The sequence below is a fragment of the Streptomyces sp. NPDC052052 genome, from assembly GCF_040680455.1.
GTDB lineage: Bacteria > Actinomycetota > Actinomycetes > Streptomycetales > Streptomycetaceae > Streptomyces.
In genome coordinates this window covers 132,842-159,186 of sequence record NZ_JBFAWU010000016.1, presented here as the reverse complement: position 1 = coordinate 159,186, position 26,345 = coordinate 132,842, and the positions used below count along the sequence as shown (strand labels likewise).

General features: G+C 71.9%; 21 protein-coding genes. 9 read left to right on the top strand and 12 right to left on the bottom strand.

Going from position 1 to position 26,345, the window contains the following annotated elements; all coding sequences use genetic code 11:
- Positions 1 to 340: 340 nt before the first annotated feature.
- The 3 genes from AB0L71_RS20690 to AB0L71_RS20680 all read left to right on the top strand — a co-directional run bounded on the left by AB0L71_RS20690 (position 341) and on the right by AB0L71_RS20680 (position 4,899).
- Positions 341 to 826, top strand: coding sequence for an Lrp/AsnC family transcriptional regulator (locus tag AB0L71_RS20690; protein ID WP_365244767.1), 486 nt, complete (start codon positions 341 to 343; stop codon positions 824 to 826).
- Positions 827 to 1,700: 874 nt separating this feature from the next.
- Entirely contained in the window at positions 1,701 to 3,524 is a 1,824-nt protein-coding gene (locus tag AB0L71_RS20685; protein WP_365244764.1) for an ABC transporter ATP-binding protein, read from the top strand.
- A gap of 109 nt (positions 3,525 to 3,633) precedes the next feature.
- Positions 3,634 to 4,899: an MFS transporter gene (locus AB0L71_RS20680; RefSeq protein WP_365244761.1), complete on the top strand. Its 1,266-nt coding sequence runs from the start codon at positions 3,634 to 3,636 to the stop codon at positions 4,897 to 4,899.
- 22 nt (positions 4,900 to 4,921) lie between these two features.
- On the opposite strand, the gene AB0L71_RS20675 is transcribed toward AB0L71_RS20680, so the two are convergent.
- The 3 genes from AB0L71_RS20675 to AB0L71_RS20665 all read right to left on the bottom strand — a co-directional run bounded on the left by AB0L71_RS20675 (position 4,922) and on the right by AB0L71_RS20665 (position 8,993).
- Complete coding sequence (locus tag AB0L71_RS20675; RefSeq protein WP_365244758.1) at positions 4,922 to 6,304, bottom strand: carboxyl transferase domain-containing protein; 1,383 nt, start codon at positions 6,302 to 6,304, stop codon at positions 4,922 to 4,924.
- A complete protein-coding gene (locus AB0L71_RS20670) occupies positions 6,297 to 7,760 on the bottom strand; it encodes an acyl-CoA synthetase (RefSeq protein WP_365244755.1) in 1,464 nt (487 codons plus the stop codon). The genes AB0L71_RS20675 and AB0L71_RS20670 overlap by 8 nt, the downstream gene beginning before the upstream one ends.
- 96 nt (positions 7,761 to 7,856) lie before the next feature.
- The gene (locus tag AB0L71_RS20665) at positions 7,857 to 8,993 is read right to left on the bottom strand and encodes an MFS transporter (RefSeq protein ID WP_365244885.1); all 1,137 of its coding nucleotides are present in this window, start codon (positions 8,991 to 8,993) and stop codon (positions 7,857 to 7,859) included.
- A 220-nt stretch (positions 8,994 to 9,213) separates the two neighbouring features.
- On the opposite strand from AB0L71_RS20665, the gene AB0L71_RS20660 reads away from it, so the two are divergent.
- Complete coding sequence (locus tag AB0L71_RS20660; RefSeq protein ID WP_365244752.1) at positions 9,214 to 9,645, top strand: Lrp/AsnC family transcriptional regulator; 432 nt, start codon at positions 9,214 to 9,216, stop codon at positions 9,643 to 9,645.
- Here AB0L71_RS20660 and AB0L71_RS20655 read toward each other — a convergent pair.
- The 3 genes from AB0L71_RS20655 to AB0L71_RS20645 all read right to left on the bottom strand — a co-directional run bounded on the left by AB0L71_RS20655 (position 9,623) and on the right by AB0L71_RS20645 (position 12,989).
- Positions 9,623 to 11,215: a GAF domain-containing protein gene (locus AB0L71_RS20655; RefSeq protein ID WP_365244749.1), complete on the bottom strand. Its 1,593-nt coding sequence runs from the start codon at positions 11,213 to 11,215 to the stop codon at positions 9,623 to 9,625. The two genes, AB0L71_RS20660 and AB0L71_RS20655, sit on opposite strands and share 23 nt — an antisense overlap.
- Positions 11,216 to 11,238: 23 nt before the next feature.
- Entirely contained in the window at positions 11,239 to 12,276 is a 1,038-nt protein-coding gene (locus tag AB0L71_RS20650) for a rod shape-determining protein (RefSeq protein WP_365244746.1), read from the bottom strand.
- A gap of 146 nt (positions 12,277 to 12,422) precedes the next feature.
- Positions 12,423 to 12,989, bottom strand: a complete 567-nt coding sequence (locus AB0L71_RS20645) for a hypothetical protein (protein WP_365244744.1) — start codon at positions 12,987 to 12,989, stop codon at positions 12,423 to 12,425.
- A 78-nt stretch (positions 12,990 to 13,067) separates the two neighbouring features.
- Between AB0L71_RS20645 and AB0L71_RS20640 the strand changes: the two genes are divergently transcribed.
- From AB0L71_RS20640 to AB0L71_RS20630, 3 genes are all read left to right on the top strand, one after another.
- A complete protein-coding gene (locus AB0L71_RS20640; RefSeq protein ID WP_365244741.1) occupies positions 13,068 to 13,841 on the top strand; it encodes a hypothetical protein in 774 nt (257 codons plus the stop codon).
- Positions 13,842 to 14,049: 208 nt separating this feature from the next.
- Positions 14,050 to 15,069, top strand: a complete 1,020-nt coding sequence (locus AB0L71_RS20635) for an NADP-dependent oxidoreductase (RefSeq protein WP_365244738.1) — start codon at positions 14,050 to 14,052, stop codon at positions 15,067 to 15,069.
- A 68-nt stretch (positions 15,070 to 15,137) separates the two neighbouring features.
- Positions 15,138 to 15,917, top strand: coding sequence for an EI24 domain-containing protein (locus AB0L71_RS20630; RefSeq protein WP_365244735.1), 780 nt, complete (start codon positions 15,138 to 15,140; stop codon positions 15,915 to 15,917).
- A gap of 79 nt (positions 15,918 to 15,996) precedes the next feature.
- Here the strand turns inward: AB0L71_RS20630 and AB0L71_RS20625 are convergent, their stop codons facing one another.
- Complete coding sequence (locus AB0L71_RS20625; RefSeq protein WP_365244732.1) at positions 15,997 to 17,943, bottom strand: FAD-dependent oxidoreductase; 1,947 nt, start codon at positions 17,941 to 17,943, stop codon at positions 15,997 to 15,999.
- A gap of 279 nt (positions 17,944 to 18,222) precedes the next feature.
- On the opposite strand from AB0L71_RS20625, the gene AB0L71_RS20620 reads away from it, so the two are divergent.
- Complete coding sequence (locus AB0L71_RS20620) at positions 18,223 to 20,694, top strand: glycoside hydrolase family 3 C-terminal domain-containing protein (protein WP_365244729.1); 2,472 nt, start codon at positions 18,223 to 18,225, stop codon at positions 20,692 to 20,694.
- A gap of 81 nt (positions 20,695 to 20,775) precedes the next feature.
- Here the strand turns inward: AB0L71_RS20620 and AB0L71_RS20615 are convergent, their stop codons facing one another.
- Together AB0L71_RS20615 and AB0L71_RS20610 are read right to left on the bottom strand one after the other, a co-directional pair.
- Positions 20,776 to 21,771: an aldose epimerase family protein gene (locus tag AB0L71_RS20615; protein ID WP_365244726.1), complete on the bottom strand. Its 996-nt coding sequence runs from the start codon at positions 21,769 to 21,771 to the stop codon at positions 20,776 to 20,778.
- An 11-nt stretch (positions 21,772 to 21,782) separates the two neighbouring features.
- Positions 21,783 to 22,685, bottom strand: a complete 903-nt coding sequence (locus tag AB0L71_RS20610) for an SGNH/GDSL hydrolase family protein (protein WP_365244723.1) — start codon at positions 22,683 to 22,685, stop codon at positions 21,783 to 21,785.
- A gap of 350 nt (positions 22,686 to 23,035) precedes the next feature.
- Here AB0L71_RS20610 and AB0L71_RS20605 point away from each other — a divergent pair, with 350 nt between their 5' ends.
- On the top strand, positions 23,036 to 23,530 hold the full coding sequence (locus tag AB0L71_RS20605; protein ID WP_365244719.1) for a DUF3145 domain-containing protein: 495 nt from the start codon (positions 23,036 to 23,038) through the stop codon (positions 23,528 to 23,530).
- A gap of 119 nt (positions 23,531 to 23,649) precedes the next feature.
- On the opposite strand, the gene fabF is transcribed toward AB0L71_RS20605, so the two are convergent.
- The 3 genes from fabF to AB0L71_RS20590 all read right to left on the bottom strand — a co-directional run bounded on the left by fabF (position 23,650) and on the right by AB0L71_RS20590 (position 26,333).
- Complete coding sequence (gene fabF / locus AB0L71_RS20600) at positions 23,650 to 24,912, bottom strand: beta-ketoacyl-ACP synthase II (protein ID WP_365244716.1); 1,263 nt, start codon at positions 24,910 to 24,912, stop codon at positions 23,650 to 23,652.
- Between the two features lie 76 nt (positions 24,913 to 24,988).
- Positions 24,989 to 25,237 (bottom strand): acyl carrier protein, encoded by a 249-nt coding sequence (locus tag AB0L71_RS20595; RefSeq protein ID WP_365244713.1) that lies wholly within the window; start codon positions 25,235 to 25,237, stop codon positions 24,989 to 24,991.
- A 64-nt stretch (positions 25,238 to 25,301) separates the two neighbouring features.
- Positions 25,302 to 26,333: a ketoacyl-ACP synthase III gene (locus AB0L71_RS20590; protein WP_365244710.1), complete on the bottom strand. Its 1,032-nt coding sequence runs from the start codon at positions 26,331 to 26,333 to the stop codon at positions 25,302 to 25,304.
- Positions 26,334 to 26,345 lie beyond the last annotated feature (12 nt).

Sequence of the window (26,345 nt, the reverse complement as noted above, 5' to 3'; positions counted from 1 at the left end):
CGTGGGGGGTGGTCCGGTCGGCGGGGCGCACGGGAAGCGTGACCAGGGGGACCGCTGGGGACTGCTTGGGACCGCTTGGGACCGCTTGGGGCTGCGTGCAAGCGCTGTCGTCGTGCGCCTGCCGGGGCTTTCGGGGGCAGCCCTTATGCGCCGGTTAACGCGGACGGGTGCGCCGAGAGCCGGTGCCGACGGCGGCGTGACGGGAGACCGGCGCCCAGGAGGTCGCCTCCGCGCATGATCACCTGCTCTCCCTCCGCCGTTTGCGTAGGGTGAGTTTCGAAGATTCGGCCTGATCGGAACAGTGATTCCGAATATCTGCTCATCCGGAGAGGCGTTCCGCGTGCTCGGTTCAGAGATCGTCGGCCAGAGCGTTGTCCGACCGAACATCGTTCAGCTGGACGACATCGACAAGGTCATCCTGCAGGAGCTGGTGAAGGACGCACGCATCCCGAACAACGCGCTCGCGGCCCGCGCGGGCATCGCCCCGTCGACCTGCCTCGCCCGGGTCCGGGCCCTGCGCGAGTCCGGCGTCATCACGGGCTTCCACGCCGCCGTCGATCCCGAGAAGCTCGGCCTGAAGACGGCGGCGCTGATCGCGTTGCGCATCCGCCCGCAGGCCCGCTCGCGCATGGTCGAGATCGCCCGAGAGCTGTCCCGGCTGCCCCATGTGCTCACGTCGTTCCTCATGGGAGGCGAGCGCGACATCATCGTGCATGTCGTGTGCGCTTCCCCCGCCGAACTGCGGGACTTCGTGTCGGAAAAGCTCAGTTCGAACCCCGACATCGCCAACACCCAGACGGACCTGATCTTCGAGCACATCGAGTAGGCCGGCGGGCCGGGCCGCGGCGTCTTCCTGTGTGTCACTCGACTGGGTTCGGGCCCTCGCCCTCCCCGCTCCCGCTGTTACCGGAAGGAACCGAGGAGTTGGCATATGCCACTGGCAGGTGTCATGCGGGGCGGTGGGCTCCTGGACGGCGATGACGGATCCGGATCGGCTCACCTGTGCGCCGTGGCCCGGTGGGGCCCCTCTCGGGCTGTTCGGTCCGTCAGAAGCCGTACTCACGCGATCTGTTGGACGTGCGTGACGCCCTCGCCGGGGGGTGCTGCGGTGGGCAGGAGTTGCGCCCACTGAAGGGCCGTCCGGCCGCTGGTTCCCGGGGGTCTCCGGAGAGTCATCCATGGCAATGCTTCGAAGATTTGCGCTATTTCATAGGTTTTCTCCGATTCGTGGCTGTACGACTTGTTGGTCGTTTGAGGCAGTCGTAGTGTCGAAAGTGCCGCAGCAAGAGCAAGGAGCGGCACCAGCGAACTTCCGAAGGAGACGAAGATGAACGTACGTAGCATCTTCGACCACAGGGACAGGGATCGCGGAGACTACGGCGACTACGGCGACTTCGGTCGCGGACGTGGTCGCGGAGGCCGGGGCGGCGGCTATGGCGACTTCGGTCGCGGCGGTCGCGGCGGACGCGGCGGACGCGGCGGACGCGGAGGTCGCGGGGGCTACTGACCCGCAGCCGACATCCCGACTCCATCCCCGAACACGAGGCAGGCTCGCGCTGCGGCGCGGGCCGGCCTTGCGGTGCGGGGACCGTGCCTATGGAGATGGTCCATAGTCCGAGCACCTGTGTGATGTGACGCCCATGCGCCCTCGCAGCTCACTGAGGCCTTCAGAGCCTTCCGAACAGACGTCCCAGGAATCGGTGACGGATGTCCCGATCCGCACGGACCCCATCAGCATCGTGGTGGCGTTCCGGCGCTTCTGGCCACTGACCAGGGGCGACCGGCGCTGGCTCCTCCTCGTCGTCCTCTGCGTCATCCTGGCCGCCGTCGCCGAGACCATCACGGTCCTGCTCTTCGCCCAACTCACCGACACCGCCCTGCAGGCCGGCTCCGTCAGTGCCTTCTGGAAACCTGCCGGTCAGTGGCTTGCCGTGGCCGTCATCGGCGCGTTGCTGGGGTATCTCGGCAGCTCGCTCGCCGCCTGGATCGCCGAACGATTCGTCATGCGGCTGCGAGCAAAAGTATTCGGCCATCTCCAGGTGCTGCCACCGCACTTCTACCAGCGCAACCGCCGCGGTGACCTGGTGGAGCGTCTGACGGGTGACGTGGAAGCCATCGAGGCGTTGGTCGTGTCCGGCATCGTCGGCGCGGCCTCCTCCCTGTTCAGCACGTTCTTCTTCGCCGCCGCCGCGGTGTGGCTGCGCTGGGACCTGGCCCTGGCCACCTTCCTGATGGTGCCGGTCTTCTGGTTCACGACCACCCGGTTCGCCGGGCCGCTGCGCGCGGTGTCCCGGCGTGGCCGCGCCGCCGACGGCGCCATCACGGCCGTGGTCGAGGAGACCTTGGTCAACGTCGTCATGACGCAGGCCTACAACCGGCAGCGGGACGAGGAGAAGCGGCTCCTCGACAAGGCGCGGATCCGGCTGCGGACGGCCGTGCGGGCCGTCCGCCTCACCGAGTTCTACGAGCAACTCGTCGAGGTCCTCGAAACCGTGTGCGTCCTGGCCATCATCGGCCTGGGGGCGTGGGAGATCTCCAGAGGACGGATGACCCTCGGACAGCTCCTGGCCTTCGCCGCCTTCATCGGCTACCTCTACCCGCCGATCCGCGCCCTGGGTCAGCTCGGTCTGACGGCCACCGCCGCGACCGCGGGAGCCGAACGACTGCTGGAGATCCTCGACGCCCGGCCCACCGTCACCGACCCGGCCGGTTCCGTGCCCGCCCCGCCGCACAGACGTGCGTTCGGCAAGGTGGAGGCGCGGCAGGTCTGCTTCCACTATCCCGGCGGCAACGAGCCGGTACTTCGGAATCTCTCGTTCACCGCGAGTCCCGGGGAGCTGCTGGTCATCACCGGTCCCAGCGGTGCGGGCAAGTCGACCCTGGCGGCGCTGCTGCTGCGGTTCTACGACCCGGACACCGGAAGCATCCGGCTGGACGGTGTCCGCGCGGACCAGCTGCCGCTGACGTACCTTCGCGACAACATCACGCTGCTGCCCCAGGAGACGCTCGTCCTGCACGACACCATCGAACGGAACATCGGCTGCGGACGTCCAGGCGCGAGTCCCCGGGACGTCGAGCAGGCCGCGCGGGCGGCCGACGCCCACGGCTTCATCCGTACGCTGCCGGAGGGATATGACACCGTCATCTCCACTGGTACCGCCCGGCTCTCGGGAGGCCAGTTGCAGCGCATCGCGATCGCCCGCGCCATGCTGCGTGACGCACCCGTCCTGCTCCTCGACGAGCCCACCACCGGGCTGGACAGGCTCGCCGCACAACGCATCATCGCGCCGCTGCGGCGCCTCGCCGAAGGGCGCACCACCATCGTGATCACGCACGATCTGGCGCTCGCCGCGGACGCCGACCGCATCCTGGTGCTGGACGAGGGGCGTCTGGTGGAGTCCGGCACCCATGACCAGCTCCTCGGCCGGAAGGGCCTGTACTCCCACCTCTTCGAACGCCGTGCCTCGTCGGTCGACGGCACCGCGTACGCCCCCGCCCGCCCGTCAGGCATCCACCGGCGTTAGACGGCCGCCCCCGGCCGTGAACCGTGCGCCCCGCACCCGGGGCACGGCCGGGAACGGGCCGTCCTGAGGCGCCGGACCACCTGCCCCCGGCAGGTCGTTACCATCCGCTGTGACCGAAACAGCCGAAGAACCTGTACACCGCACCCGCATACTCGCCGACCTGACGCCGCTGCGGACCTCCCCGGACTACCGGCGGCTCTGGTTCGGGAACATGGTCTCCTGGATCGGTCAGGGCATGACGGCGCTGGCCGTCTCGCTCCAGGTCTACGACATCACCCAGTCCGCCTTCTCGGTCGGGCTCATCGGCTTCTGCTCCTTCCTGCCACTGGTCGTCTTCGGGCTGTACGGCGGAGCCGTCGCGGACACCGTCGACCGGCGCAAGCTGGGGCTGGTCTCCTCCATCGGGTCGTTCGTCCTCTCCGTCGTGCTGGTCGCCATCACCGTCGTCGGAGTGGAACAGGTGGGGCTGCTGTACGCGGTCGTCGCCCTGCAGGCGGCCTGCTTCGCGGTCAACGCACCGGCCCGCAGCTCGATGATCGCCCGGCTGCTCCCGCCCGAGCAGCTGCCCGCCGCCAACGCGCTCAACTCCATGACCAATACCACCGGCACCCTGGTCGGTCCGATGCTCGGCGGGCTCGTCGTCGGCTGGTGGGGCTATCGGGCCGCGTACACGGTCGACGCCATCACCTTCACCGCCTCGCTGTACGCGATGTGGCGGCTGCCCTCGATGCTGCCGGAGCGCAAGCAGGGCGCGGGCGCCGGGCGGGCATCCGTCGCCGACGGGCTGCGCTTCCTCGGTTCCCGGCCCAATCTGCGGATGACCTTCCTCACCGACATGTGCGCCATGGTGCTGGCCCACCCGCGGGCACTGTTCCCCGCCATCGCCGTGCTCTGGTACGGCGGGGACGCGAAGACCACCGGGCTGCTGGTCGCCGCCCCCGCGGTGGGGGCGCTGCTCGGCGGGGTGTTCTCCGGATGGCTGGGGCGCGTCCGCCGCCACGGACTCGCCGTGCTCCTCTCCGTCGCGTCCTGGGGCATGGCCATCGCGGCCTTTGGGCTGACCCGCCGCCTCTGGCTCGGTCTGCTCCTCCTGGCGCTCGCCGGGTGCGCGGACACGCTGTCGATGGTCTTCCGGAACACCATGCTCCAGGCGGCTGTGCCGGACGAGATGCGAGGGCGGCTCCAGGGTGTGTTCATCGTCGTCGTGGCGGGCGGGCCGAGGCTCGGCGACTTCCTGGCCGGGTCGGTCGCCGATCTGGCCTCGCCCGGCGTCGCGGTCACCGGCGGCGGGATCGCGTGTGTGGTCGCCGTGACGCTGCTGGGGCTGCGGTGGCGCGGATTCGCCCGGTACGACGCGAAGAACCCGCAGCCCTGACGGCTCGGCGCCGGTCGCCCGGTCAGAGACCCCCGGCAGCCTCCCCGCCCCCCGGCGGTGCCGCGGGCACCACGGCGCGGGCGACGCCCAGTTCCACCAGGTCCTGGGGGCGCAGCCGCAACTGGTCGGCCGTGGCGCGCACCTCGTCCGGGGAGCGCTTCAGGATCGCCGCCGCCGCTTCCGGGGCTATCACCGAGAAGTAGCTGTCCGGGGTGACGTAGGTGTTCCCCGGTGCGGCCAGCGCCAGCGCCCCGCCGGACCCGCCCTCGCCGATCACCAGCGTCGTGACGGGGACCCCGGCCCCGGCCACCGCCGCGAAGGCGTCCGCGATCGCCGCCCCCGCACCCGCGCGCTCCGCCTCGGCGTCGTTCGCCGCGCCCGGGGTGTCGATCAGCGTGAGCACGGGAACGCCGAGCCGGTCGGCCAGCCGGATCACTCGGGCCGCCGTGCGGTAGCCCGCCGGGCGGGTCGCGGTCCCGCACTGGGCGACGTACGCGATCGACCGGCCCTCACGCCACCCGAAACCGCAGCGCAGCCCTGGATCCGTACCACCGCAGCGGTCGCCGCCGAGCGGGAGCCGGTGGTCGAAGTACGCGTCCAGATAGGCGTCGGCGCGCGGCCTGGCGGGGGAGCGGGCCTGGCGCACCGCGTCCCAGCCGGTCTCGGGCAGGCCGGTGGCGGAGAGGGCGTCCGGCACGGGCGCGGGCGCCGGAGTCCCGGAACCGGGGGAGTGCAGCGCCTGCAGCCAGCGGGCCACCGTCCGGGGGAGCTCCTCCGACGGGACCACGGCGTCGACCTGGCCAGCGGCCAGCTGGCTCTCCGCCGTGTACGCATGGGGATCCGCGTCCGCGGGCCGCACCCGGGAACCGGCGAACCCCACCTGGGCACCCGGCAGCGCCAGGATCACATCGGCGCCCGCGCCCAGGGTGGCCCAGCCGCCGCCCGTCGTCGGGTCGCGCACCACCGCGAGCTGCGCGGAGCCGGCCGCCCGCAGCCGTGCCGAGGCGCGGGCCACCCGGTGGAGCTGGGTCAGGGCGATCATGCCCTCCTGCATCCGGCTGCCGCCCGTCGCGATGAGCGAGACCAGTGGGAGCCCCCGGGCCCCGGCGGCCTCGTACGCGGCCTCCAGCCGGTCCCCGGTGCGCTGCCCCAGGGAGCCGCCCAGGAAGCCGAACTCGAACGAGACCAGGACACAGGGCCGGCCGCCTATGGAGGCGAGGCCGTGGATGACGGACTCCTCCTCGCCGGTGCGGGCCGTGGCGCGGGCCCGGGAGTCCGCGTACCCGGCCCAGGGGAGTGGCCCGTCGTCGGCGCCGCCGGGGCCGGCCGCACCGGCCGCGGCCAGCTCCTCGAAGTCGGTGGCGAGGGCGTGGACCGCCGCTCTGGCCGTCAGGCGGTCAGCCATGGAGCGACCGCTTCATGATCTTGCCCAGGTCGTTGCGGGGCAGTGCCTCCAGGTAGCGGACCGTGCGCGGGCGCTTGTGCGGGGAGAGCTGGGTGGCCACATGGTCGGCGAGTTCCTCCTCCGTCGGGGGTGAGGCGGGGTCGGCCGGCACCACCCAGGCGACGATCCGCTCGCCGAGATCCGGGTCCTCCTCGCCGGTGACGGCCGCCTCGCGGACGCCGGGGTGGTCGAGGAGCGCGTTCTCGATCTCACCGGCGCCGATCTTGTACCCGCCGCTCTTGATCAGGTCGGTGGCCTTGCGGCCGACGATCCGTACCTGGCCGTCGGTGTCCAGGGTGGCCATGTCCCCGGTACGGAACCAGCCGTCCTCGGTGAGGGCGGCCGCCGTGGCGTCGGGGCGGTTCAGATAGCCCGTGAAGAGGTTCGGGCCACGGACCTGGATCTCGCCGATGGCATCGGGGCCGGAGGCGGTGAGGACGGTGCCGTCCTCCTCGACGAGGCGGAGCTCGACCCCGGGAAGGGGCGTCCCGACCGAGCCGGGGCGTGCCTCGCCGTCGGCCCGGACGCCGGTGTTCATCAGGGTCTCCGTCATGCCGTACCGCTCGATGACCCGGCGGCCGGTCGCCGCCGCGATCCGTTCGTGGTCGTGCACCGGGAGTGCGGCCGAGCCGGAGACCAGCAGCCGGGCCCCGGCCAGCGCCTTCGCCAGCCCGGGGGCGCCGGGGGCGGAGCCGTCGAGGGCCTCGGCCAGCCGGTGATACATCGTCGGTACGCCGAAGAGCATCGTGCCGCCCGACGACAGCTCACGGGCCACCCCGTCGGTGGAGAACCGGCCCAGGTGCCGTACCGATCCGCCCCGGCGCAGCGGGCCGAGTACGCCCAGGATCAGACCGTGCACATGGAACAGGGGCAGGGCGTGGACGAGCACGTCGTCGGCGGTCCACTGCCAGGCGTCCGCCAGGGCGTCCAGCGAGGCGGCGACGGCCCGCCGCGGCAGGACCGCACCCTTGGGCGGGCCCGTGGTGCCGGAGGTGTAGACGATCAGCGCGGGGGACTCGGGCGAGGGCTCCGGGAACGAGCGGTCCTCCTGCCCGTCCGCGCCCGCGCCGGTGTCGACGTCGACCCGGTCCAGCCCGTCCAGCGCCGGCGGGAGCACGTCGCCCGCCCCGGCCAGCACCACGGCCGGTGCGCTGTCGGCCACGATGTGCGCGAGTTCACGCGTTCCCGTCTTCGGGTTCAGCGGCACCGCCGGCACCCCGGCGCGCAGCGCGGCCACGACGGCGACCACGGTCTCGGGAGTGGGAGTGGCCCAGACGGCGACCCGTCCGGCCCCGGCGAGACGCCCGGCGAGCGCGGTGGAGGCGGCGGCCAGCCGGGCGTACGTCATGGTGTGCTCGCCGAACCGGGTGGCCACCCGAACGGCCCCGTCGTCCGGCGCAGAGAGAAGAGGAGTCACTACCGCACCTTAGGTCCGGGCCCCGCCCCACCGGGAGAGGGCGAAAGCGAATCCGCTGGCGGGCACGCGAGCCCGGCCTGATCCCCACAAGTGGTCCTAGTCCCGCTGGAGGTTCCGCATGCGCCCGTACGCATACACACAGCCCGCCAGGGCCAGGTCCGACAGCAGCATGAAGCCGATCGAGTACGACCCCTTGGTGCTGTAGATCGCCCCCATCACCAGCGGCGGTACGAACCCGCCCAGGCCACCCATCGCACCGACGATCCCTGTCACGCTGCCCACCTTCGCCTGCGGCGTCACCTGGGAGACCAGGGCGAAGACGCTGCCGCTCGCGGTGCCCAGGCCGGCCGCCATGCAGAGCAGCGCGATCGTGCCGCCGGGAGCCAGCTCCGGGTCGAAGGCCTGCAGGATCGCCATCAGGGCGGCCAGGCCCAGCGCCGCCGCCGTGACCAGGGCCGGGTGGATACGGTCCGAGAGCCAGCCGCCGATCGGCCGGAAGAGGACCGTGACCAGGGCGAACCCGGCGGCCTTCGTCCCGGCGTCGGTCGGGGAGAGCTCGTACCAGGTCTTGAGGTACGTGGGGAGGTAGACGCCGAACGCGACGATGCCGCCGAAGCCGATCGCGTACAGCGCGGACAGCTCCCAGGTGACCCGCAGCCGCCCCGCGGACCCGAGCCGGTGGGCGAGCGAGTCGGTCGGCACCTGGCGGTCCGGGCGGTCGCTGACCAGGAACGCGGCCAGCACCGAATACACCACGAGCGCCGCGGCGACCACCAGGAACGGCAGGTTGTCACCGTGCTTGGCGATCCGCGGGGTGAAGTACCCGGACAGGGCCACGCCGCCCATGCCCATGCCGAACACCCCGAGTGCGAGCCCGCGCCTGGCGGGCGGGAACCACGAGTTGACCAGCGGGATACCGATCGCGAAGGTGGTGCCGCCCAGGCCCAGCAGGAAGCCCACGACGAGCATCGCACCGTACGAGTCCCGCGCCGGGATCAGCAGCAGCACCGGCAGGATGGTGAGCGCCGAGATCAGGGGGAACATCCGCCGCGCACCGTACTTGTCGGTGAGCGCGCCCACCGGGATCCGGCCCAGCGAGCCGACCAGGACCGGCACGGCGACCAGCAGCGACTGCTCGAAGGACGACAGGCCCAGCCGTTCCTTGTAGTCCGCGGACAGGGGAGCGATCAGGTTCCAGGCCCAGAAGGTGAGCCCGAAGCCGATCGTGGCCATGACGAGGTTGCGGTAGGCGGCGGCGGACTCGGTGGCGGCCGGGGCGGCGGTCTGCTTGTCGACTGATTGCACCGCTTCAGTCAAGGGGCGGTCGGCGGGTACGGGCCCGTCGGGATACGCCGTATGGGGTACGGCACTCGGGTGGTGCGCACGGGATCACGGTCGAATCCGGTCGCGCCTTGCGCAGTCGTGATCGCGCCGGAGCTGCGACAATCGCAGTATGGACCGTCTCGACAGGGAAATCCTCGGTATCTTGCAGGAGGACGCGCGGATCTCCTACCGCGATCTGGGAACACGCGTCGGGCTCAGCGCCAATGCCGCTGCCGACCGGGTGCGCCGGCTGCGGCGCGACGGTGTCATCCGCGGCTTCACCGTGATCATCGACCCGGCTGCCGACACCCGCACCGGTCTCGTCGTCTTCATCGACGTGACGCTGCGGATGGATACGACGAACGAGGCGTTCGAGCGGGCGGTGCTCGCCCTGCCCGGCATCACCGAAGTGGTGCATGTGACCGGCGGCCACGACTACCTCGTACGGGCCACCGTCGCCGACACCGCGGCCCTGGACGCACTGCTGCGCAGACTCAAGAAGGAGGCCGGCGTCGCCCACTCCAACACCCGCGTCGCGCTCAGAGCGGCGCCTGCCAGATGACGGCCGGAGGGCGCGCGCCCTCCTCGTCGCGGCCGTCGTCCCGGACCGCCAGCCGGACCGCGGCCCGCCCGTCCGGCAGCGCCGCCGTCGCGTCCACCTCCACCTCGATCGCCGACAGCCCGCTCCGCCGGTGCGCCGCCGCCAGGGCGCCACGCAGCGCGGCGATCAGGCGCCCTTCCACGGGGTCCCGGACCAGGGCGTCGACCGCCCCGGTGAAGTGCACCGACGGCTGGAAGCCGAGGACGGCCGCAGCACCTCTGGTCTCCCGCAGCACCCGGCCGCGGAAGGTGCCGGGGGCCTCGGCGGGCGGCTGCTGGAGGGTGAAGATCGCCGTCCGTACCTCCTGGATGGTCGAGTCCAGCTCGTCGACGGCCTGATCGAGCAGTTCGTCCGTCTCCGGGGACGCGGCCTTGCGGCGAGTCGACTCCAGCATCATCTCGGTCGCGAACAGCCGCTGGACGACGAGATCGTGCAGATCGCGGGCGATCCTGTCCCGGTCCTCGTACACCGCGAGCCGTTCCCGGTCGTGCTGGGCGTCCGCCAGCACCAGGGCGAGCGCGGCCTGCGAGGCGAACTGGGAGGCCAGCAGCCGGTCCAGGGCCGTGTACGGGCGGGCGCCGCGCCGACGGGGCAGGGCGAGGGTGCCGATCAGCCGCCCGCCGCTCTGCAGGGGCAGCATCATGCTGGGGCCGAACCGCGACCGCACTCGTGTCGTCATCCGTGGATCGGTCGCCGAGTCCTCGATGAACACCGGTTCGCCGCCCAGTAGTTGGGCCAGCACGGCGGAACCGGGCTCGATGGTCGTACCGACGATCCCGGCCGGGTCGTCGCGCGTGGACGCGGTGACGATCTCCATGCCGCCCTCCTCGGTGGGCTGGAGGATCACCCCGGCCGACGCGTCGGCGAGCGCCCTGGCCCCCTCGGCGACGGTCGTCAGCGCGTCGGTCGCGTCCCCGCCGGTCAGCAGGGCGGTGGTGACGGCGGCCGCCCCCTCGATCCAGCGCTCGCGCTGCCGGGCCGCCTCGTACAGCCGGGCGTTGCCGATCGCGATCCCCGCCTGCGAGGCGAGCACCCTCAGCAGCGACTGGTCCGCCTCGGTGAAGCCGGCCGTGCGCTTCTCGGTGAGGTAGAGGTTGCCGAACACCTGGTCCTTCACCCGGATCGGCGCCCCGAGGAAGGACCGCATCACCGGGTGGCCGGGCGGCACCCCGCAGGAGCGCGGATCGGCGGTCAGGTCATCGGAGCGCAACGGGTGCGGATCGTCGACGAGGGCACCGAGCATGCCCGAGTGCCCGTCCGGGAAACGGCCGATCCGCTCCCGCTCGGCGTCGTCGAGCCCCGAGGTGAACAGTTCGCAGATGGTTCCCCGCTCGGGGTCGAGCACACCGAGCGCGCCGTACCGGGCCCCGGTCAGCACGGTGGCGGCATCCACGATCTGCTGGAGGGTGGCCCGCAGTTCGAGCGCGGAGCCGATGCTCAGCACCGCGTCCAGGAGCAGCGGCAGCCGGGGCGTACGGGCGGGGCCGGCCGCGGGGGTCCGCTCCTCGTTGCCGGTCGGTTCGTCGGTCATCCGCCTCACCCCCCGTGCCGCACTCAGCAGGAGAGCGGATCGAGGACCATCGGCTCGATCTTGCCGTCCATCATCGCGCCGAGCCCCTGGACCGCGCACACGTCGGGCCGCTCCGCGATGTGCACCGGCACGCCGGTGGCAGCCCGCAGCATCTGGTCGAGGCCGGGCAACAGTGCGCTGCCGCCGACCAGCATGATCCCGCAGTCGGCGATGTCGGCCACCAGGTCGGGCGGGCACTCGCGCAGGATCTTGCCGAGCCCGTCGAGCACCGCGGTCAGCGGGACGTGGATGGCCTGCCGCACCGCCGCGGTGTCGACCCGCACCGAACGGGCCAGACCGGTTGCCACGTCCCGGCCGTGGATCTCGGCCGTGGCGGGCCCCTGCGCGCTCAGGCCGCCGCCGTTGAGCGCCACCTGGAGCGGCCGTACGGACTGGCTCGGCAGCATCAACTCGTGCTGCTGGCGCAGATGCTGGATCACCGCGTGATCGATCGCGTCGCCGCCGACCGGGATGCGCACGGCGGTCACGATCGAACCGAGCGAGAGCACCGCGATCTGGGTGGTCGCCGCCCCGCACACCATGATCATGGACGCGGTCGGCTGCTCGACCGGGAGCCCGCAGCCGACGGCCGCGGCGATCAGGGTGTCGACCAGTTCGACCCGTCGGGCGCCCAGCCCCACCAGGGTCTCGATGGTGGCCCGCTGGGCCAGCGGATCGCTGTCGTGCGGGGTGCAGGCGGCGGCCCGCAACCGGGGCTTGCGGCGCAGTTGGCGCCGGAGCCGGTCGCCGAGCAGTTGCCGGAGCATGCGCTGGGCCATCTCGATATCGACGACGGTTCCGCCGGTGACCGGGCGGACCACCCGGATGTAGTCGGGGGTGCGGCCCGTCATCTGCTCGGCGAGCGCACCGACGGCGATGAGCGAGCCGGTACGGGTGTTCATGGCGGCGGCGCTCGGCTCGTCGACGACGAGCCCCAGCCCCTTGACGTACACCCGGGTCCGCGCGGCCCCGAGGTCGACGGCGACATGGCAACGGCGCAACTGCTCAAGGCTGACGGTCACGACGGGTTCTCCCGAGAGCGCTGATCGGTGGTGCCGGCGGCAGCCGGCTCTCCTCGCATCGTGCGCCGTTCGGATTCATTGCGCGCGCTGGAATGGGCCGTACGAGGTACGGACCTGACGGAGCGACAGAAAAACGCGGTACAGGGTCAGCCGGGCAGCAGCCGCTGGAACAGTCCCCAGGTGAATTCGGCGACATACGGCTCACCGGTCCCCGGGGCGGTGATCGCCAGAGCCCACCGGGTCGGTGCGCTGCCCTCCATGGGGCGGGCCGGTGCGAAGGCCCGCGCGACCTCGTCGACCGTGCACGACCAGGGGCGCAGATCCTCGGCCGTACGCAGCTTCGGCCCCGGCGCTCCCGGTGCCCGGACCAGCCAGGCGTTCCACACGGCCCCGCCCGGTGCGGCCATCACCTCGAACCGCAGATCCGGCCAGAGCGGCACCGGCCACAGCAGTGCGTCGCACTCCAGGTCACCGATCGTGCGGTGGACGCGGGACTCGGGTTCGCCGAGCACCGAACGGTAGCGGCGCAGGGCGCCCCGCCCGTGCGGCGCCCGCACCATGGCCTGCCAGCGCCGGTTGGCCTCCCGCATCTCGGCGAGCGAGGCGCTCAGCTCCTGCCGGGCGTCGTCCACGAGAGCGGGCTGGTGATCGGCCATCCGGCGCAGCAGGACGAGCTGGAACTCACGTGGGCCGAAAGGAGCGGGCGCGGTCATGGCACCACCGTTCCACACAGGATCGTCACCTGAGCGGCATTCCGCTGTGTCCTGGAGGCCCTCTATTCTGCGGGCGCCATGGACTACTGCGACGCGTGTCGGCGGCATCTCAACGGTGCTCTGGCCTGTGCCGGATGCGGAACCCCGGCCGAGGCGCTGAGCCACCGTGTCACGCCCGCGTTCCTGGGCGACGAACCGGAAACGGAGCATGAGGCCGCCACCCCGCCCGGTCCCGGGGGCCGGCGCGGCCGGGGGCGGAGGGCCGACGGGCCCGCGCGCGGCAGGCGGCATTCCGGGGCGGCGGGCCGCGGCGGCCGGGCCCACGGGCGAGGCCGGCGCGCACGCCGCCGCCGGGGCCGCAGGGCCCTGCTCGCCGCGCTCGGCGTGGTGCTGGCGGCCGGGGCGCTGAGCCTGGCGGAGCTGGCCATCGAGCCGGACGGCGACGGCGCGGCCGACCAGATGCGTGAATCGGTCCCGGCCACCACCGCACCGGCCTCCTCGCCGAGCAGCACGGCCGAACCGTCCGCGGATGCCTCCTCCGCCTCCCCGGCCGCCGGTTCCCGTCCGGCCTCCACCACAAAAGCGGCCATCGGTGCCCGCACCCAGGGTTCCCGCGCCTCCTTGGCACCGGCCTCCGCCAAGCCCTCCGCCTCCACCGGACCCTCCTCCGGATCCGGCGGCGCCGAGGGGGCGTCCGCCGAACCGTCGGACCCCGCCCGGCCCGGTGACGACCCGACGCAGTCCGTGTCCCCGACACCGACACAGTCGGGGACACCGGCATCGCCCACCCCCACCTCCAGCCCCACCTCGGTCAAGCCCGAGTCGTGCTGGCTCCTGTGGTTCTGCCAGTGACCCGACTCGCCCGACCGCGTGGCCCCGGGCCGTCCTGTCTCCCGGGCGAACGCGAGCGAGTCACGCAACTGCTCCGCCGCCCCAGCCCCCTTCCCCGTCGTCCGCGCGCATCGTTGTTAGGTTGTCCCACCTGGTGAAACTGTTCGCCCTCCTGCTCGGCCCCCCTCGGCCGACGGAGGCCGCACGGCAGTGAGGAGACCCCGAGCCCATGTCCGCAGCACTTCCCCCGTCCAGCCGTGAATGGCACCTCGTCGCACGCCCCCATGGCTGGCCCAAGGCCGAGGACTTCGCGCTGCGTGAGACCCCGGTCGCCGCTCCCGGCGAGGGGCGCGTCCTCGTCCGCAACCTCTACTTCTCGGTCGACCCGTACATGCGGGGCAGGATGAACGACGTGAAGTCGTACGTCCCGCCCTTCAGGCTCGACCACCCCATGGACGGCGGAGCGGTCGGCGAGGTCATCGCCTCGAACGCGGCGGGCTTCGAGGTCGGCGACCATGTCCTGCACGGTCTCGGCTGGCGCGAGTACGCCTCGGTCCCGGCCGAGCACGCCACCAAGGTCGACGCCTCGCTCGCCCCGCTCTCCGCCTATCTCGGCGTGCTCGGCATGACCGGACTCACCGCCTACGCGGGCCTCTTCGAGGTCGCCTCCTTCAAGGAGGGCGACGCCGTGTTCGTCTCCGGCGCGGCCGGTGCGGTCGGCAGCCAGGTCGGCCAGATGGCGAAGCTCAAGGGCGCCTCGCGGGTCATCGGCTCGGCCGGCTCCGACGAGAAGGCCCGGCTCCTCGTGGAGGAGTACGGCTTCGACGCGGCCTTCAACTACAAGGACGGCCCGGTCGCCGAGCAGCTGCGCGACGCCGCGCCCGACGGCATCGACATCTACTTCGACAATGTCGGCGGCGAGCACCTCGAAGCGGCGATCTCCTCGCTCAACGTGCACGGCCGGATCACCGTCTGCGGCATGATCGCCCAGTACAACGCCACCGAGCCGCCCCCCGGCCCGCGCAACCTCGCCCTGGTCATCGCCAAGCGGCTGCGCATCCAGGGCATGCTCGTCGGTGACCACACCGCCCTCCAGCCGCAGTTCGTCCGGGAGGTCTCCGGCTGGCTGGCGTCGGGCGAGCTGAAGTACCGCGAGACCTTCGCCGAAGGCATCGAGCACGGCGTCGACGCCTTCCTCGGGCTGCTGCGCGGCGAGAACATCGGAAAGATGGTCGTGTCTCTCGACTGACGGCCCCCGCGCCCCGACCGCCCGTCCGCGGGCGGCGGGGTGCCCGGCCCGCACCGTACGCTGACGCCATGCGTGATCTAGGGGTGGGCTTCGGCTACCTGATAAAGGGACAGAGATGGGTCGCCGGGCACGGACGCTGGCTCGGCTTCGGGCTGCTGCCCGGACTCATCACCCTCGTGCTGTACGCGGCGGCGCTCGTCGGCCTCGGCTACGGCGCCGACGACCTGGTGAGCTGGGCGACCCCCTTCGCCGACGACTGGTCGTCGCCCTGGCCCGGCCTGCTCCGCAAGACCCTGACGGCGCTGGTCTTCGCCCTGGGACTCTTCCTCGCCGTGATCACGTTCACCGCCGTGACACTGCTGGTCGGCCAGCCCTTCTACGAGTCGCTCTCCGAACAGGTGGAGCGCACGGAGGACGGCGAGGTCTTCGAGTCCGGACGGCCGCTGTGGCAGGACCTGTGGATCTCCGCCCGCGACAGCGTCCGCATCCTGGTCCGGGTGGGGCTGTACTCGGTCCTGCTCTTCGGCCTCGGATTCATTCCGGTCGTGGGCCAGACCGTCGTCCCGGTGATCGGCTTCTGCGTCACCGGCTACTTCCTCTCCGAGGAACTCACCGCCGTCGCGCTCCAGCGCCGTGGCATGGTCCTGGCGGACCGGCTCGCCCTGCTGCGAGGGCGCCGCATGCTGACCCTCGGCTTCGGCGTACCGCTGGGACTCGCCTTCCTTCTTCCGCTCGTCGCGGTGTTCCTGATGCCGGGCGCCGTCGCCGGCGCCACCCTGCTGGCGCGCGATCTGATGACGCCCGACGAGGACGCGAGCCCCGCCCCGTACAGCCTCGACAAGAGCTGAGGAGCCGAGCCGAGCGATGCTCGTCGGGCTGGACGTCACCCGGGGCCCGGCCCGCTGAGTGACGCCCGCCGCGCACCGGTCAGCTGCTGTGCACCTCCAGCGCGGACCTGACCGCCGACTCCAGGGCGCCCTCGATCCAGGCCGGCTTGATCGAGGTGTGACAGCCGGCGAAGTGCAGCGGCCCCTCGACGGAGCGCACATCGGCGAAGAGCTCGGTGTGCTGCCCCGGCAGCAGCACCGACGCCTCGCCGTACGCGTACGGGTCGCGCATCCACGACTGGGTGGCGCCGACACCCGTGTAGAAGACCTCGATGCGCTGCCCGTACACGTCCTGCACCCCGCCCAGGGCGTGCGGGTAGCGCTCGTCGTCGTCCAGCGAGTCCCACTTCAGCGCGTCGTCGGCCCAGCTGTACGAGGCGAGGACCACGCCGCCCGCACTGCCTTCGACCGGGTGGGACGGCTGGAACATGAAGCGGTTGGGGTTGTCGGTGACCGATCCGCCGCCGATGACGTGGGCCGCCTCGGGCTGGTTGCGGGCGGTGGCCCGGTACGCCGCGTAGTGCACCCGCTGGTTGGGCGGAAGATGCCCGGACGGCACGGAGGGGTGGGCGCCCAGCAACGAGCCGTCGGCCGGCGCCCTGCCCAGCCGGTAGGCCTCGTACAGACCGGGCCTGATCCGGTCCAGTTCGGCCTTCCAGTCCTTCTCCTCGAACTCCCACCAGCGGCGGCTGAACTCGAGGAGCACCTTGGTCGCCGCGTCGTAGTGGATCTCGGTGATCGCCCGCCGCTTGCCGTAACTGAGCGCGGGGGACACCGGGATGTGGCGCAGCCCGGAGAACGGCACGGTGATGATCGCCCGGTCGCCGGTGAAGGCCTCGCGCACGAGCGGCTTGCCGTCGCGGCCCTCGGACACCGTCTCGACCCGGACGCTGTTCGCGCCGTAGCTGATTCTGGCGGCCCGGCGGTCCAGCCGCACCAGGTCCTTGACCCGCGCGTACATCGCGTCGGCGAGGGTGGCCGTGCCGTTCGGCAGCTCGTAGAACGCGGTGTCCGGGCTGATCAGCGACGACCCGATGAAGCTGTGCACAAAGGCGAGATGGAGCCGCGAGGTGAGGTTCTCGACGGTGCCGACGAGGTCGATGGTGCGCTCGTCGAGCTTGGCCGCCTCGGTCAGGAAGCGGAACATCGACCAGTGCCCGTACCGCTGGATGACCCGGGCCCAGCCCTCCACGAGTTCGCGGCCCTCCTTGCCCTCGAACTCCTTGCGCACGGGCGCGAAGGCCTCCCGCACGATCGTCGCGGCGGGCTTGTCCTCGAACGCGGCCGGGACGCCGAACGAGCGGTTGATCGCCTGCGGTTTCGCCGCGTAGTCCGCCTTGCGCATCCGGATGCCGTTGACGTGGATCCAGGTACGGTTCACCGGCCGGCCCTCGGCGTCGACATCGGCGAGGTAGAAGCGGCGGCGCTTCAGCTCGAAGCCGTCCATGAGCCCGGTGACGAGCGGGTGGCTGTCGGGGATCCGCATGGCGCCGGCCTCGGCGTACTGCTTCGGGTCGGCGAAGGGCGCCTTGGCGTGCTCGTGTCCGCCCGCGCGGAAGGTCTTGATCCGGCCGCCGACCCGATTGCCGTTGGCCTCGATCACGGTGACGGTGTGCCCGGCGTCGCGGAGCAGCCGGGCGGCGGTGAGGCCGGCCGGGCCCGCGCCGACGACCAGCACCTTCTTGGGAGCCTTACGGGTGCGCGGCAGCCCCTTGGACAGCAGGACGTCCCGGTAGCGGGGGACCAGCGGCTGGTCCTGCTCGTCGTGGACGACGATGGCGCGGGCCACGGTCAGACAGGCGTCCCAGTCCGAGCCGGTGGCCGCGGGCGCGAGCGCGGTCACCGGGGCGTCGGGGGAGCCGGGTGCCGCGGCATGTGCGGAACCCGCGGCCGTCACGGCAAGGGCGGCGGCACCGGCTGCGGCGCCCGTGATCACGGTGCGGCGCGAGGGCAGGCCGGAGGAAGATCCGGCAGGCGTGGAAGTCATGCGCCCCACCCTGGGGCGCCTGGGCGGCGTCATGATCCCGGACGCGCGTAGACCGCTGCGAAATCACCCGCAGGTGGTGCTTATCGATCTTGTCGTACAGGCGGTTGCGGGCCGCCCCGTGCCGCCGGACCGTGCCGCGCCGCCGGGCCGCCTCGCGCTACGGGCTATGAACGAGCCCCGCGGGCCGGTCAATGAAATGATGACAAATCATACTTCTCTGGTCGTGGGGGAGTCACTAGGGAGACCTTCCGTGCCGGAGGTCGACGAGGAGGTACGCCCGTGGCAGGTGCGCCCGCATCCAGTCATCCCGATGCCGTCCGCGAGGCCGCGGTCGATGCGGCGCTCGCCGCGCTGGGGCTCGACGACAAGACGCGGCTGCTGGCCGGCCAGGACATGTGGTCGCTCCCCGGACTCCCCGCGGTCGGACTGCTCCCGCTGGTGATGTCCGACGGGCCGGTCGGTGTCCGCGGGGCCGAATGGAACCCGGACGACCCGTCCGTCGCGCTGCCCTCGCCGACCGCGCTCGCCGCGGCCTGGGACCCGGACCTGGCCCGCCGAGCCGGATGGCTGCTCGCCCAGGAGGCCCGCCGCAAGGGCGTGCACGTCCTCCTCGCGCCGACCGTGAACCTCCACCGGTCCCCGCTCGGCGGCCGCCACTTCGAGGCGTACAGCGAGGACCCGTACCTCACCGGCGAGATCGGCGCCGCCCATGTGCGGGGCGTGCAGGACGGCGGAGTCGCCACGACCGTCAAGCACTTCGTCGCCAACGACGCGGAGACCGACCGCTTCACGGTCGACAACATCGTCGCCCCGCGCCCGCTGCGCGAGCTCTACCTTGCACCCTTCGAACGCGTCGTCAAGAACGCCCGCCCCTGGGGCGTCATGGCCGCGTACAACCAGGTCAACGGCGTCACCATGACCGAGCACCACCCTCTGCTGAACACCGTGCTGCGCGGCGAATGGGGCTTCGACGGGTTCGTCGTCTCCGACTGGCTGGCCGCCCGCTCCACCGTCGCCGCCATCTCCGCCGGCCTCGACGTCGCCATGCCGGGCCCCAGGACCGTGTACGGGAAGGCGCTCGCCGACGCGGTACGGGCCGGTGAGGTCGAGGAGTCCGTCGTCGACGCGGCGGTACGCAACGTGCTGCGACTGGCCGCCCGGGTCGGCATCCTGGACGGCGCCCCGCCCGCCGTGGACGAGGCCACCCTCCCCGACGCCGTCGACGGGGACGCCCTGGCCCGCGAGATCGCCCGCCGCTCCTTCGTCCTCCTGCGCAACGAACGCGCCGCCCTGCCCATCGACCCGGCCGCCGTCCGCAGGGTCGCGCTCAGCGGGGCGCTCGCCCGGGACGCCCGGGTCCTCGGCGGCGGCTCCGCCCAGGTCGCCCCGCACCACATCGTCCCGCCGCTGGACGGCCTCGCCGCCGCCCTGCCCGAGGGCGTGCTCGACTACCGCGTCGGCGCCGACCCGAACGACGAACTCACCCTGGCCGAGAAGGGCTTCGAGCTCAGGGCCGTCTGCCACGACGCCTCCGGCACCGTCATCGGCTCGGCCCCGCTGCACCGGGGCACCATCCAGTGGATCGGCACCGGCTTCCCCGAGGGTGTGACCCCTCAGGCGCTGCACAGCGTCGAGATCAGCGGCACCTTCGTCCCCCGCGACAGCGGCGAGCACGTCTTCGGCACCCGCGGCACCGGGGAGCTCCGCCTGACCGTCGCGGGGCAGCCCCTGTACGACGGGGTCCAGCGCGCCACCGCCTCCGACGACCCCGGGGAGGCGTTCTTCGGCAACCCCGTGGAACGCGGCCGGATCCACCTCACCGCGGGCGAACCCGTCGAGGTCTCCCTGCGGTGTGTCCCCGACACCCTGGGCGAGGACTCGCCGGTCTCCGGCGTCCTCTTCTCCCTCTGCCACCTCGGCCCGCAGCGCGACCCCCGGGAACTCATCGCCGAAGCCGTCGAGTCGGCCCGCACGGCCGACAACGCGATCGTCGTCGTGGGCACCACCGAACGCGTCGAGTCCGAGGGCTTCGACCGCACCGGCCTGGAGCTCCCCGGCCACCAGAACGCCCTCGTCAGGGCCGTCGCCGCGGTGAACCCGAACACCGTCGTGATCGTCAACTCCGGGGCCCCGGTGGAGCTTCCGTGGCGCGACGAGGTCGCCGCGGTGCTGCTCAGCTGGTTCCCCGGCCAGGAGGCCGGCCACGCCCTGGCGGACGTCCTGCTCGGCGCCGAGGAACCGGGCGGGCGGCTGCCCACCACCTGGCCGGTCGCCCTCGCCGACGCCCCGGTCTCCCGCACCACCCCGATCGACGGCCAACTCCACTACGGCGAGGGCGTGTTCATCGGCTACCGGGCCTGGGAGAAGGCCGGCACCGCGCCCGCGTACCCCTTCGGCCACGGACTCGGCTACACCACCTGGGAGTACGAGAGCCTCGACGCCGCTCCCGGCACCGTCACCGTCCGCCTCCGCAACACCGGCACCCGGCCCGGCGCCGAGACCGTCCAGCTCTACCTGGCACCCCAGGAAGACACCGCCGAACGCCCGGCCCGCTGGCTGGCCGGCTTCGCCCGCGTCGAGGCGGCCCCCGGCGAGAGCGTCGAGGCCGTGATCCCGCTGGAGCGGCGCGGGTACGAGATCTGGGACGAGACGGCGCACGACTGGACCCTCGTCCCCGGCACCTACGAGGTCCAGGCGGCCCACTCGCTCGGCGACGTACGCCTCAGGGCGACGGTGGACGTCGAGGAGTAGCGACACCCCCCCGGTACGGGAGAGCCCCGGCGCGGTGTCCCACCCCGCGCCGGGGCTCTCCTCATGCCACCCGGTCGGTGCTCAGCGCACCCCGAACCCGTACACCGTCGTCGAGACGTACTCCTCGCCCGGCCGCAGCACCGTGCTCGGGAACTCGGGCCGGTTCGGGGAGTCCGGGAAGTGCTGGGTCTCCAGCGCGATCCCGGCACAGGGCCCGAACGGCTGCCCGTCGAAGTGGTCCGCCGTGTAGAGCTGCATCCCCGGCTCCGTCGTGGTGACGGTCAGGACCCGCCCCGACGCCTCGTCGTACAGCTCGGCCGCCGGCTCCCCGGCCCGGTCCAGCACGAAGTTGTGGTCGTAGCCCGGGCCGACCGACTTCGGCTCACGGAAGTCGAACCGGGTCCCGTCCACCGGCAGGAACTCGCCCGTCGGCAGCAACTCGGCATCCACCGGGGTGATCCGCCCGGCCGCGATCCGCAGCACCTGCCCGAGCGCGCTGCCGCTGTCCGCGCCCGCGAGGTTCCAGTACGTGTGGTTTGTCAGGTTCAGCACCGTCGGGGCGTCGGTCGTGGCCCGGTACGCGATCCGCAGCGCCCCGCCCTCGTCCAGGGTGTACGTCACCGACAGCGCCAGACGGCCGGGGAAGCCCTCCTCGCCGTCCTCGGCGACCAGGGAGAGCCGCACCCCGTCGGCCACCTCCTGCGCCTGCCACACCCGCCGGCTGAAGCCCCGGTCCCCGCCGTGCACATGGTTGCGGCCGTCGTTGCGCGTCACCCGGTACGTCTGCCCGTCCAGCTCGAAACGGGCACCGCCGATCCGGTTCGCGTACCGCCCGACCACCGCGCCGAAGTGCGGCCCCGGATACCGCTGGTACCCGTCGAGGTCCGGCAGCCCGAGCGCGACATCCGCCCGCCGCCCGTCCCGGTCGGGCACCTCGACGGACTGCACGATGCCGCCGTACGTCAGCACCCGCACCTGGATGCCGTCCCGTTCCAGCGTCCAGCGGTGCACAGCGGTGCCGTCCGCGAGCGTGCCGAATACGTCCCTGTGCAGCGCCGTGCCCGAACCCGTGTTCATGATCACAGACCCTACGCCGGGGGACGGGCCGACGTGACATTGCGGTACGCGATCTCTGCCAGTCGGGCCTGGCCGTCGCGCCCCGGATGGAACCAGTCCCACTGGCTGAGCTGTGCGCCGGTGAAGCGGTAGTCGAAGACCGCCCCGCCGTCGTAGCGGCAGAGCGGGTCCTTCGCGCAGACCGTCCGCAGCACGTCGTTGTAGGCCACCACCCGCTTCTGCACCGACGCGCGCCGGGCCACGGCGTCCGCACCCATGTCGTCCGCATCGCCCAGCATCGACCGGCAGATCCCCAGGTTCCAGATCTGCTTGCTCAGGGCGTTGTCCCGCCCTATCGACCAGAGCCGCATCAGATCCGGCACGCTCGTCACGTACACCTGTGTCTTCGGCGCCTTGGTCCGCAACTCGCGCATCGCCGCCTCGAACGACGCCCGGAAGTCCGCCACCGGTGTCATCTGGGTCACGGTGTCCCGGCAGGCGTCATTGGCGCCGATCATCACGGTCACCAGATCCGGCTTCTCCTTCGCGGCCAGCGTCATCTGCTTCGGCAGCTGCGCGATCCTGGCCCCCGTCTCGGCATGGTTCCAGCTGTGTCCGGCGACCCCCGACGCTCCCAGCAGCCGCACGGCGAGGCTGCGCACGATGCTGTCCGTGCCGGTCGCCCAGGACACCTCGGGACAGTCCGACAGCGCCGAACAGGCGTCGAAACCACGGGTGATGGAGTCCCCGACCGCGGCCACCGACGCCGGGCTGCGGTTCCAGTCCGGAGCCTCGGCGGACGGCGACCGCTTTTCGGCCCCCGGCTTCTCCGCCGTCCCCTGGCACCCCGTCAGGGCGGCCGCGCCGAGCAGCGAGACCACCGTCAGCACGGCTGCCGCGGTACGCGGACGACGACGGGCGGAACGATTCCGCATCCCTTGATCCCCCTCGCTCATGCCTCCGGCAACCCCTCCTGGCACCGGTCGGAGGGCCCGGGTGCCCCGCAGGGTGAAAGCCGAGCGAGGGAAGGGCCCGGGACCGACCGTACGTCACCCCCGGGACGCCGCCGCGCGGTAGCTTTTCCTCGTCGAGCCAGCGGCATGTCCCCGTACCCGGCTCCACTCGGGTGCTTTCCGACAATCACATCACGTCATATTCGGTCCTTTTTCAGGAGATTCACCCCGATGCTGTTTACTGATGACGACCTCGGGAGCCGGCGGACAAGGGACGGTACGGACGCGGGGCCGCTGGGAAAGGCGAACTTCGTCCCACACTGGAGGTCCCGGTGACGACACGTGGAGTTCTGTACGTTCACTCCGCACCACGCGCGCTCTGCCCCCATGTCGAATGGGCGGTGGCGGGTGTCCTCGGGGTGCGGGTCCAGCTGGACTGGATCAGACAGCCTGCCGCCCCCGGTACCTGGCGGGCCGAGTTCTCCTGGCAGGCCGCCGCCGGCACGGCGTCGCAACTGGCCTCCGCACTGCGCGGCTGGGACCTGCTGCGGTTCGAGGTGACGGCCGAGCCCAGCCCCACGGCGGAGGGCGAGCGCTACAGCTCCACGCCCGGCCTGGGCATCTTCCACGCCGTCACCGGCATGCACGGCGACATCCTGGTGCCCGAGGACCGGCTGCGGGCCGCACTGGCGCGGTCCGTGCGCGGCGAGAGCGACCTGCAGGCCGAGATCGCCAAGCTGCTCGGCAAGCCGTGGGACGACGAACTGGAGCCCTTCCGCCACGCGGGAGAGGGTGCGCCGGTGCGCTGGCTGCACCAGGTGGTGTAGGGCCCGGTGCCGCGTCCGGACCATGCCGGACCGTCGCGTACGACGGACGAAGCCCGCCTCCCCGACGGGGGAAGCGGGCTTCGGTGTATCGGGCTTCGGACTGGGCCTCGGGCTGGGCGTCAGACGCTGCGGAACGCCAGGACGACGTTGTGCCCGCCGAACCCGAACGAGTTGTTGATCGCGGCGATGGAGCCCTCCGGCAGCGGCCGCGGCTTGTCGCGCACGATGTCCGCCTCCACGGCCTCGTCGAGCTCGTCGATGTTGATCGTCGGCGGAGCCATCCGGTGGTGCAGCGCCAGAACCGTCGCGACGGTCTCGATGCCGCCCGCACCACCGAGCAGGTGGCCGGTCATCGACTTCGTCGCGGAGATCGCGACGTGGTCGAGGTCGTCGCCGAGCACCTTGCGCAGCGCCTTCAGCTCGGCGACGTCGCCCTGCGGCGTCGACGTGGCGTGCGCGTTGAGGTGCACGACCTCCGACGGCTTCAGGTCGGTCTGGTCCAGCAGGTTCTGCAGCGCGGTGGCGATGCCGCGGCCGGTCGGCTCCGGCTGCGCGATGTGGTGGGCGTCCGCGGACAGACCCTGGCCCAGCACCTCGCAGTAGACCTTGGCGCCACGCGCGGCGGCGTGCTCCGCGGACTCCAGGACGACGACCCCGGCACCCTCGCCGAGGACGAAGCCGTCACGGCCCGTGTCGTACGGACGCGAGGCCTTCTCGGGCTCGTCGTTGTTCTTGGACATCGCCATCATGTTGGCGAACGCCACGATCGGCAGCGGGTGGATGGCCGCCTCGGTGCCACCGGCGAGGACCACATCGGCACGGCCGGTGCGGATCATCTCGACGGCGTACCCGATCGCCTCGGCACCCGAGGCGCACGCGGAGACCGGGGTGTGCACACCGGCCTGGGCGTTGACCTCCAGGCCGACGTTGGCGGCCGGGCCGTTCGGCATGAGCATGGGCACGGTGTGCGGGGAGACGCGGCGTACGCCCTTCTCCTTGAGCACGTCGTACTGGTCGAGCAGGGTGGTCACACCGCCGATACCGGAGGCGATGACCGAGCCCAGCCGCTCGGGCCGGACCTGCTCGTCCTCACCGGCCTTGCCGGTGAAACCGGCGTCGGCCCAGGCCTCGCGGGCCGCGATCAGCGCGAACTGCGCCGAGCGGTCCAGCTTGCGGGCGAGCGGGCGGGGCAGTACGTCGCCCGGGTCGACAGCCGCGGTCGCGGCGATCCGGACGGGCAGTTCGGCGAAACGTTCGCCCTCGAGAGTCCTGACACCGGAACGACCGGCCATCAGTCCTTCCCAGGTCGACGCCGTGTCGCCACCCAGCGGAGTGGTTGCGCCGATACCGGTGACGACCACGGTGCGATTGGTCGAGTTCACTGGAAAATCTTCTCCACGTGTAGGGGGTCGTGAATCAGCGGCGCCACCGCCGGGTGGCGACACAGGGTCGGCCTGATCAGGCCTGGTGCTTCAGGATGTACTCGGCGGCGTCGCCGACCGTCTTGAGGTTCTTGACGTCCTCGTCGGGGATCTTCACGTCGAAGCGCTCCTCGGCGGCGACGACGACCTCGACCATGGACAGCGAGTCGACGTCCAGGTCGTCGGTGAAGGACTTGTCCAGCTGGACGTCCTCGGCCGGGATACCGGCGATCTCGTTGACGATGTCGGCGAGACCCTTGACGATCTCTTCCTGCGTGGCAGCCATGTTGGCGCTCCTTCGGTGTGTATGTGCTGGGTTGGGACGTCCGGGCCGAAAGGGCCTGGTGTGCCTAGGGGAGGGTAACGACCGTCGCGGCGTAGACGAGACCCGCCCCGAATCCGATGACGAGCGCCGTGTCGCCGCTCTTGGCCTGACCGGTCGCCAGAAGCCGCTCCATCGCGAGCGGAATCGAGGCGGCGGAGGTGTTGCCGGTGGTCTCCACGTCACGAGCGACCGTGACGTTCTCCGGCAGTTTCAGGGTCTTCACCATCGAGTCGATGATCCGCATGTTGGCCTGGTGCGGAATGAAGACGTCCAGGTCTTCCGCGGAGATCCCGGCCGCGTCCAGCGCCTGCTGGGCGACCTTCGCCATCTCGAAGACGGCCCAGCGGAAGACCGCCTGGCCCTCCTGCGTGATGGCCGGGAACTTGACCTCGCCGTCCTCGTTGAGCGGGAGCTGGGCGACGTCGCCGACGCGGAAGTCGTTCCACGGCACGGTCTGCTTGATGGTCTCGGACTTGTCGCCCTCGGAGCCCCAGACGGTCGGCCCGATGGCCGGCACCTTGGAGGGGCCGACGACGACCGCGCCCGCGCCGTCGCCGAAGAGGAAGGCGGTCGCCCGGTCCTTCAGGTCGGTGAGGTCGCTGAGCCGCTCCACGCCGATGACGAGGACGTACTCGGCCGAACCCTCGACGATCATGCCCTTGGCGAGCGTCAGTCCGTAGCCGAAGCCCGCGCAGCCGGCCGAGATGTCGAAGGCGGCGGGCTTGCCCGCACCGACCTTGTGGGCGATCTCGGTCGCGATGGCCGGGGTCTGCTTGAAGTGCGAGACGGTGGAGACGATCACGGCACCGATCTGCGAGGGATCGATCCCGGCGTCCGCGATGGCCTTGCCGGACGCCTCCACGGACATGGCCGCCACAGTCTCCTCCTCGGAGGCCCAGTGACGGGTCACGATGCCGGAGCGCGAGCGGATCCACTCGTCGGACGAGTCGATCGTTTCGAGGATCACCTCGTTCGGCACGACACGGGTCGGACGGTAACCGCCCACGCCCAGGATGCGTGCGTACGGGGCGCCCTGGCTGGGCTTGATCTTCGACATGCTCTCGGGCTC

Excerpts from the sequence above, each read along its gene's own strand:
- AB0L71_RS20675 (WP_365244758.1), bottom strand. The coding sequence starts at position 6,304 with ATGGCTGACCGCCTGACGGCCAGAGCGGCGGTCCACGCCCTCGCCACC.
- AB0L71_RS20665 (WP_365244885.1), bottom strand. The coding sequence starts at position 8,993 with ATGGCCACGATCGGCTTCGGGCTCACCTTCTGGGCCTGGAACCTGATC.
- AB0L71_RS20660 (WP_365244752.1), top strand. The coding sequence starts at position 9,214 with ATGGACCGTCTCGACAGGGAAATCCTCGGTATCTTGCAGGAGGACGCG.
- AB0L71_RS20655 (WP_365244749.1), bottom strand. The coding sequence starts at position 11,215 with ATGACCGACGAACCGACCGGCAACGAGGAGCGGACCCCCGCGGCCGGC.
- AB0L71_RS20645 (WP_365244744.1), bottom strand. The coding sequence starts at position 12,989 with ATGACCGCGCCCGCTCCTTTCGGCCCACGTGAGTTCCAGCTCGTCCTG.
- AB0L71_RS20640 (WP_365244741.1), top strand. The coding sequence starts at position 13,068 with ATGGACTACTGCGACGCGTGTCGGCGGCATCTCAACGGTGCTCTGGCC.
- AB0L71_RS20635 (WP_365244738.1), top strand. The coding sequence starts at position 14,050 with ATGTCCGCAGCACTTCCCCCGTCCAGCCGTGAATGGCACCTCGTCGCA.
- AB0L71_RS20630 (WP_365244735.1), top strand. The coding sequence starts at position 15,138 with ATGCGTGATCTAGGGGTGGGCTTCGGCTACCTGATAAAGGGACAGAGA.
- AB0L71_RS20625 (WP_365244732.1), bottom strand. The coding sequence starts at position 17,943 with ATGACTTCCACGCCTGCCGGATCTTCCTCCGGCCTGCCCTCGCGCCGC.
- AB0L71_RS20615 (WP_365244726.1), bottom strand. The coding sequence starts at position 21,771 with ATGAACACGGGTTCGGGCACGGCGCTGCACAGGGACGTATTCGGCACG.
- AB0L71_RS20610 (WP_365244723.1), bottom strand. The coding sequence starts at position 22,685 with ATGCGGAATCGTTCCGCCCGTCGTCGTCCGCGTACCGCGGCAGCCGTG.
- AB0L71_RS20595 (WP_365244713.1), bottom strand. The coding sequence starts at position 25,237 with ATGGCTGCCACGCAGGAAGAGATCGTCAAGGGTCTCGCCGACATCGTC.
- AB0L71_RS20590 (WP_365244710.1), bottom strand. The coding sequence starts at position 26,333 with ATGTCGAAGATCAAGCCCAGCCAGGGCGCCCCGTACGCACGCATCCTG.